Below are 8180 nucleotides of genomic sequence, written 5' to 3' on the forward strand. Positions count from 1 at the left end.
TAGATTAGTCACTTTTTCTTTGTCTTTTCCTAAGGCATCGTAGCGTTTTCGTAAGTTTTGAATCGTTTTTTCATCTTTTAAGGTAATTTTTTCTGGCAGCTTGTTGATGTCTGTGATGAGTTCCATCCAAGCTTCTACTTTTACTGGTTCTTCTGCTCCTATGTGGTAGAAGATGTCGGAGTAGCCTTTTTCGTTAAAGCGCTTTAGCGCTGCTAAGGCTTGTAGCGCCTGATAGGTTGCCATACTATCGCTTTGCTTAATGTCGGCTTCGTGCATAAAGGTACCGTCTGCCATTTGATTGCTGAGCATTGCCGATACGGGATTTCCTCCCGTTCTGGCAAATTCATCGCCTTGTGGGTCAATTCCTATGGAAGTGAGTGCCATGATGACTTGAGCAACAGATTCAGTATTGATAATATTGGCTCCTGTGTAGTTAAATCCACCTTTTTCTTGTTGTTTTGTTTTCAGCCAGGTTACAGCTTCATCTACTGCTGTTTTTACTTCTGTTGTCCTATAGTCTTCCCAACCATTATAGTAAGGTGCCAAACTGTAGATTGCCATAGCTGTAATATCTACGTCAGGGTTTCCTCCAGATGATAATGACCACCCTTTCCCTGCACGATTACTTAATAAGTGATCTACAAAGAATTCTTGTGAGTACTTCCCACTTTCTGGTACTTTGGCATCTGCTGCATCTAAGGCGATGAGTCCCCAAATGACTGCATTTGTTCCTTGTGATAAATCCTTGAAGTTGTATATCTTTTCTATGAGGTTCATGCCTCCAAAGTTATGGGGGTCATATCCTCCTGCAAGAATGGCAAGAGACATTCTTTCGTATTCTGTGATGGCACCTAAGCTTTCACTGGCGCTTATTAAATCCCACAGTCTTCCCATATAGGTTTTGTTATTGGTGGCATAGGCTGTACTATTGATATCTTCTCCCAGTGCTGCTACCGCAAAGGCCGCCCAGTCTGCATCGATGCCTATTTTTTTGTAGTATTTAAGGATATCTTGGATATGTTCCTCTAACTTATCCCTAGTAATGTAGTTGGCTCCTGCATCGATAACGTTGATGTCGTAGGTTGCTTTTACCTCCGGATTGGTAACAGAGGTTACTGTGATTACTGTGGTGCCTACTGCAAGACCTGTGACTTTGCCATTTTCATCTACCTTTGCAATATTTGGCTTACTACTGGTCCAGGTAACTTTTTCATCCTCCATGGCAATGCCTACTTGACTGTATACCGTAGCTGTGATGTCTAAATAGTCGCCCTTTACGATGCTGGACCTAGCAGCTTTTAAGTGAATTTCGTCGGCGACTTGTGCTTGGGTGTTTTCATGAGTTAGTTTGATTACGTATTTTTCATAAAGTCCTGTAATATAGATGCCACTATCCGACATATGTATGTAGTCAAATCGCCCGTACTTGTCCATATTATAAGAAAGGTATCGGGTTATTGTTCCTTCTGAATTGATTTTGACTAAGATACTTTTTTCTCTGCTGATGGTGGTTCCGCTGGCGTATTGCATCATGGGTATGTAGATATTTCCACTATCGTCTACTTCAAAATCTCCGCTGGCGTACATGGTCTTGCCGGATTCGGTTAAATCCGTCAGTTCTTTTTCCCATAGGAGATTCCCGTCTTTATCTAGCACGCCAAATTTACTCATTTGTTTCGAAGTATTAGGGTAAAAGGATGAAAAATATATTCTACCATCCTTACCCAAAGAAATCTTACGCATATTTGAGGGATCTGTATAGGGACTACTAAAGAAATGGTACCACTCTATGTTTCCATCCTTAACTGCACAGACACCAGTCGATCTTATGTCGTCTATGGTACCGTCGAAATAACTATACAGGGTTCCCTCTTGATCTACAAGAAGATCGCTGTTGACTACTCCAAATTGGATCTTTTCCAGGATATTGCTCTCGAGAACAGTTCCTTTATCTCCCTTGTCCTGGACTTTTAGGATTTGGGTATTTCCTGAGTTGTATACAGGCATATATAGAACTCCATCTGCATCAAGAGCATAATTGTATAGGGTTCCCTCTATGGCTTGGCTCCACTTTTGATCTCCTGTGGTTTTATCTACGGCGTAGAAGTTTTTATTTACTGCCACATAGATATTGCCATTGGGTCCTTCTTGAATATTGTCAATGCCCTGCGCTCCTATATTAAAGTTCCATATTTCTTTTCCCGTTTTGGGATTGACCTTAGTGAGATACCGATTTCCCCCAGATACGTTGGTGATGCAGTAGAGACTATCTTCTAGCCACTGGATATGTTGAATGTATTTTCCATCTAAGCTCACATTCCAGTTTTCACTGCCGTCAGGCTTTGTGGAGACAAGTTGCGCCTTGCCCTGCGCTGTGAGGATATTGTAGTAGATATTTCCCTCATTGTCTTCTGCAAAATCATCCTGTACCTGATTGTATTCTTTATTCCAGTCATAGCCAAAGGCGTCTACTACGTGAATCTCCTTGGTGAAGGAATCACTTCCTTTTGTGGCGGTGACCGTAGTGGTACCGTAACCTGTGGCGGTAACCACGCCGGTTTCGTCTACCTTGGCAATGGACTCGTCAGCACTGGTCCAGGTAATCCCTTCTAATGTAAAGGGTTCGTCGTATTGGTTGGAGGGATTAAGCTGTACATGACCAGGAAGGGTAAGTACTATTTCCTTGGGCAAGATACCACCAAATTCGCTTGCTTCTTTTTTGATATTTACCGTGATGTCTTTTCGAATATTTGCATCTTGGTTGGATACAGCTGCTAAGGGGAATGCTCCTGTAGCTCTTGGATGAAACAAACCATCTTCATCTACGGTAACCTTGGCTAGATTTAAGCTTGTCTGCCAAAATACCGTTTCTTGTTCCATTATTTCACCGTATTGATCTTTTACCCTATAGGTAAATGGATAAGGTATTTTGAATTCTATTTCTATGGCGTTATCCACTACATTTCCATCTTTTGATAGAATTTCTACAGTAGTAGGTACTGGCTGTTTCTCTTCTACTATTACTGTGAGGGTCTTTGTCACTTCGGGATGGTCTTTTACTTTTACTGTTACCTGTGACGTACCGGATTTTAGTCCTTTAAAGTTTCCCTTTGTTCCATCTACTACAGATAACACGCTAGTATCTGAGCTAGACCACTCTAGTTCGTCGGCGATCATAACTTCTCCTGATGTGTTTTTCACCACTACAGACAGGGTGTCTTGGATATTGACTCCCATAGTTTTATCCGGCTGGATAAATTCTATAGATTGAGGTGTTTCAGGAACATCGTGCTGTATTTTTGCTACGATAAATTGTCCATAAATTCCTCTGGAGCCTAATAATACATTGCCGTATATTTTGATGTTATTATAATAGGCTAGCGTACTGTCATATCCTGGAATACTATCTGCCAATTTTCCATAGGGATCTACAGCATAAATGGTACTTCTGCCTTCGGAATTCCCTTGTGTGTAATATAAATATCCTGCATCATCCACTACTCTTATTCCATTAGAAGTGGTTGTATAGCTATACTTCTGTGTGCCATTGGAGTTAAGTGCAATGATTTTCCCTTCTTCTTTTAGTGTTTCGTACTTGATATATAGCGAATTATCTGCACCGATAAGCGCTCGTACACACCTACGCACATCTTCTATTTGATACCCATTTAATGGATTACTGGTGAATGTACTTCCATCTCCTGGGGCAAGGGCAGCTATTTTTCCTTTCTCATCTACTACATATACGGTTCCATAGCCGATTAGGGGATCTAACAATCCATTTTGAGCGATATAGTGCCATTTTTCGTTGCCATTAACATCGTAGGCTTGGATTTTGTCATCTTCAACAGATAAGCTTTTCCCTTTGATTGTCACATAGATCATATTGCCATAAGCCACAGGAGACGTCTCAATTTGATGGTTTTCCCCATTGGAAGATAGTCCTTCTCCATTGATTCCTTTGTGCCAACTGATGTTTCCTGACTGGGTATCTAGGCTGTAAATTCCATCTCTTACAGTAATAATTAGTTGATTTTCTACAATTACTGGTTCAGTATTCTCAACCAGTGTTTGTTCAATATTTTTTTTCCATTTCATAGCTCCATCTTGGTGGATGGCATATACTATTGTTTTCCCACCTAGCTTCGTATACTGGACATAGATAGTCCCATCTTGATCATATACAGGTACGCAGGTCCAGTTACCAGCACTCGTTCCAGAATCTAATGAGGTTTTCCACAGTTCATGTCCGTATAAGTCAAAGGCGTATAGCTTGGTAGTGGTATCATGGTTATCTTGTACGATGGCATGAACTACTCCGTCGTACATGCTGACGCCCTTAACCTCTACCCCTCTCTTAGAAGACAGTTGCATACTTTGCTTCACCATGAGTCCATAATCTAGGGCATCTCCCACGGTGATTTCCAGGGTGGCTTTCACCTCAAAATTGGACGCTAGGGAAGCGGTGATGATTACTTTTCCTGTAGCTACTCCAGTGATTTCTGAAGTATTTAGGGTTTTCTTTTCTACTGTGGCTGTACCTACATCTGCTGTGGACCAGTTGACGTCTTGATCTTGAATGATATTGCCATTTGCGTCTTTGACATTGGCAGTAAGGGTAAGTTTATCTCCCACTTTGACAGCAGAATCTCCAGTGATTTCTATGTTTGAGGCTTCTTCGGTTTGTATTTTGGTGTCAAAAATCCAGTCCCTTCCCCCTAACAATCCTTCAAATACCTGCTCACTGCTAGGATCTGTCTCAGTACTATCCTTAACTCGAATTACGGAGTTAATCCACATGGTATGGTCATGACCTTTAATCAATAGTTCATTGACGTTCACAATAACCTTATTGGGATTTTCTTCACTGACTTGTAATACTCCGTTTAAAAACATACTATCTGGATCATTTGGATCGGTAAAAAGGGTTTGCTCAAACTGTCCATTGTCGTTGATGTCACATTCAATCATTACCTCCATAGGAAAATCGGGGGATTCAAACACCTCAATTGGTTGATTAAAGGTAAGGCTAATTTCCCCATCTGTGCCCCCTAGGCTTCCTTCATGTTCCGGAGTCAGGCTTACTAGCTCCAGTGGCTTTTCCACCGCCTCAACTAGGATTTGCTTATTGGCGGTAATATTATTATCCGTGGTGGAGGTTGCTGTGATTGTCACTGTACCTTCAGCTATACCATTGACTTCTCCCGTGTTTTCATCTACAGTGGCTTTGCTCTCGTCACTGCTTGTCCACGTGACAGTTTCTCCTTCCATGATATTGCCCTGGGTATCCTTTACCTCTCCACTTAGGGTCGTACTTTTTCCTACTGTTACTACTTCTTCTCCCGTAATCTTTATACTGTCGACCACTGGTACTGTACCAGATGCAGTACTAAAAACCCAGTCTCGTCCATTGAGTAGTCCTTCAAATACCTGCTCACTTGCCGGGTCCGTATCCGTACTGCCCTTCACTCGAATGACGGAGTTAATCCACAAGGCGTGGTCATGTCCTTCAATCAATAGATCATTGACGTTCACAATGACCTTATTTGGATTTTCATCACTGACCTGTAATACTCCGCTTAAAAGCATACTGTCTGGATCATTTAGGTCTGTGAAAAGGGTTTGCTCAAACTGTCCATTGTCGTTGATGTCACATTCAATCATTACCTCCATAGGAAAATCTGGGGATTCAAACACCTCAACAGGCTGATTAAAGGTAAGGCTGATTTCCCCATCTGTGCCCCCTAGGCTTCCTTCATGTTCTGGAGTCATTTTCTCTAACTCTAGAGGTTGGGTAACGTCTGCTTTGACGATCTCTTCCTTTTTCTCAACTTGAATAGTAAAAGTTTCTTTCACATCTGTTTTATTGGTGGAAATCGCAGTAATAGTAGCTTTTCCCTCTACTACTCCGGTCACTTCTCCACTGTCTTTATCTACTGTAGCAATCTCTTGGTTACTGCTACTCCAAGTAACTTTTTCCTTTATTAAAGCATTATCATGCTGATTTTTTACTCTAGCTATTAAGAAGGTGCTTTCTCCCTGTGTTACTTTTTTCTCGCCTGCTATTTCTATTGATGTAATTTCGTTATTTGTCTCTGTATCAAAAATCCAGGTATCCTGGTCTTCTGTAAGTCCTAGTCCTGCAAAGCTTTCCTCATGGTCTGTTGCCTTGATCACCTCGTAGATGTTCAACTGGTAGACATGGTCTTCTTGCAGTAAATTTTTTTCCAGATACGTGAGATCTACTAAGACTTTGCTGGGATCTTTCTTATCTATGGTAAGGATTTCAGTATACTCTCCCTTATCTCCACCTATGCCGTCATGTGGTTCTACAGGGTCTTGTCCTTCTTCTGGCTCTTCTTGTACCAGGACAGGATCATTGGGTTTCCCATCCCCCTCTTTATCGTATAGGAGTTGGATTTGTTTGCCCTCTAGTATGGTTACGGGCTGGTTGAAGGTAATGCTTAGTTCTCCTTCTACGCCTTCCATACTCACATTTGTTTCTGGCGTATGTTTTTCTAATTTTAGCGGTGTACTGTCTCCTTCCTTAGCAGATACTGGTATTGTTCCCACAGGTGTGATAATAGAAAACAGCATGACAAATGTCAGCAGAATGCTGATATGTCTTTTGTACTTCATTTTTTGGTTGCCCCCTTTTTTTGAAAGTTGGAATGTAAAGGATAAGCTACTTTTCTCTACTTTTCTGACTATCCAAATTTCATCTCCTTGTAATTCTTTGTTTCTTGCATAAAATATTATGATCCTTTCCACTTTTCGATGTTTTTTTTCATCTTATCTACCTCCATTTTTTGACTAGAAGAAATACACGCTTCGCGTATTTCTCTTTACGGGGCCACTCGCCAAATGTAAGCTGCGCTTCCATTTCGTAGACATATAATTCTTCAACCAAATTAGCAAGCTATTTGGTTGGTTCATTATATGTCTACTACGAAAACTTCGCTTTCGCTTGGCTCCTTGGTTCACGAAAAGAGGCACAAATCAATGTACCACTCTTAGTTTTTTAACTAATGTGATATATTGATTCGTGCCTCTGGTTTTCCAGTCAGCAATTCATTAATATAATAATGAAAATACTATTATAATATTTCTGTAAAATACCTATTAAATAAGTTTTGTTTATTACGCAAATACCTAACATCATCATTTTATCTTATTAGTATATAGATTTCAATCATTATGTTCAAACTCACAGAGAAAAACCTGAGGAAGATTCCTCAGGTTTAAAAATCTCAGTTGCTGCTTACCAAGGCAAGAATCCCCAAGTTACTTCAGCATTAGTAGTTAATGGCGCTACAGAAGCTGCATGTTCAGGAGCATCGTCGTTTACTGTAAACTGCCATCCTCTTGTCCAGTCAGTACCACCGTCATCAGTACCTACTGCTTGTAGATAAGAGCCTTCGCTATTAAGGACTACATTATCTTTAACCCAATCCCAATCAAAACTTCCGATAGGGGTCGAAGTGGTTTCCGTACTATTTTGTATTTCTAATGCGTAAAGGAAAGCATGTAAGGCGGTAGGTGTTTTTTTCAATACATCATTATCATTATCTGTAATTCCTGCATCAGATAAGTCGAAAAGAGGTACGGTAAGTCCAGCAAATGAGAAATCACTGGTATTGTATCCATCTACGTCTATGTCAATACCAGATACAGATGAAGTAGTTGTAGTTCCTTCTACTACTACATAGCTAGTTACAGTTACAGGATCAGCAGTAGGGGTATCGTAGGTAGCAGTTACTACAGCCGTTCCAGGAATCAGGGTTTGTACAGTTACTGTATCTTTGCCCGTAATAGATGTTTTTGGTATTATCCCATCTCTAAATCGAACAACATTGGTATTGCTGCTTGTCCAGGTGACGTATTGCTCGTCCGCACCAAGATCATGCTTTACATAAGAACTGTCAAGCCCCTGTACTGTCATTACTTCTGTTTGCAAATAGCCCTTTATCACTGTAAAGTCAGCGCTATCCTCAAAGGTAATCATGGGATAATCTGTTGCTGCCATAGCTGGAATAGCAAAGATCGCCATGATCATAATCACAACTAATAAGCTTGTAACAAATAGGCATTTGCGGAATAACCCCAAAAAGTGCTGTAAAAAATTTGAAGTTAATTTAATAGTTGTTTTTACTTCATACTAAGATATGAATTAGGAATGT

General features: G+C 40.6%; 2 protein-coding genes. Both read right to left on the reverse strand.

Features of this window, described 5'->3' with window-relative positions:
* Positions 1-6771, reverse strand: a 6771-nt coding sequence (locus GC105_RS17380; protein ID WP_193708462.1) for an Ig-like domain-containing protein, incomplete at its 3' end; no start/stop codon positions are given.
* 490 nt (positions 6772-7261) lie between these two features.
* Positions 7262-8056 carry a hypothetical protein gene (locus GC105_RS16255; protein WP_207706994.1) on the reverse strand — a complete coding sequence of 265 codons (795 nt, stop codon included), beginning with the start codon at positions 8054-8056 and terminating at the stop codon, positions 7262-7264.
* Positions 8057-8180: the final 124 nt, after the last annotated feature.

The sequence above is a fragment of the Alkalibaculum sporogenes genome, from assembly GCF_009362815.1.
Classification (GTDB): Bacteria; Bacillota; Clostridia; order Eubacteriales; family Alkalibacteraceae; genus Alkalibaculum_A; species Alkalibaculum_A sporogenes.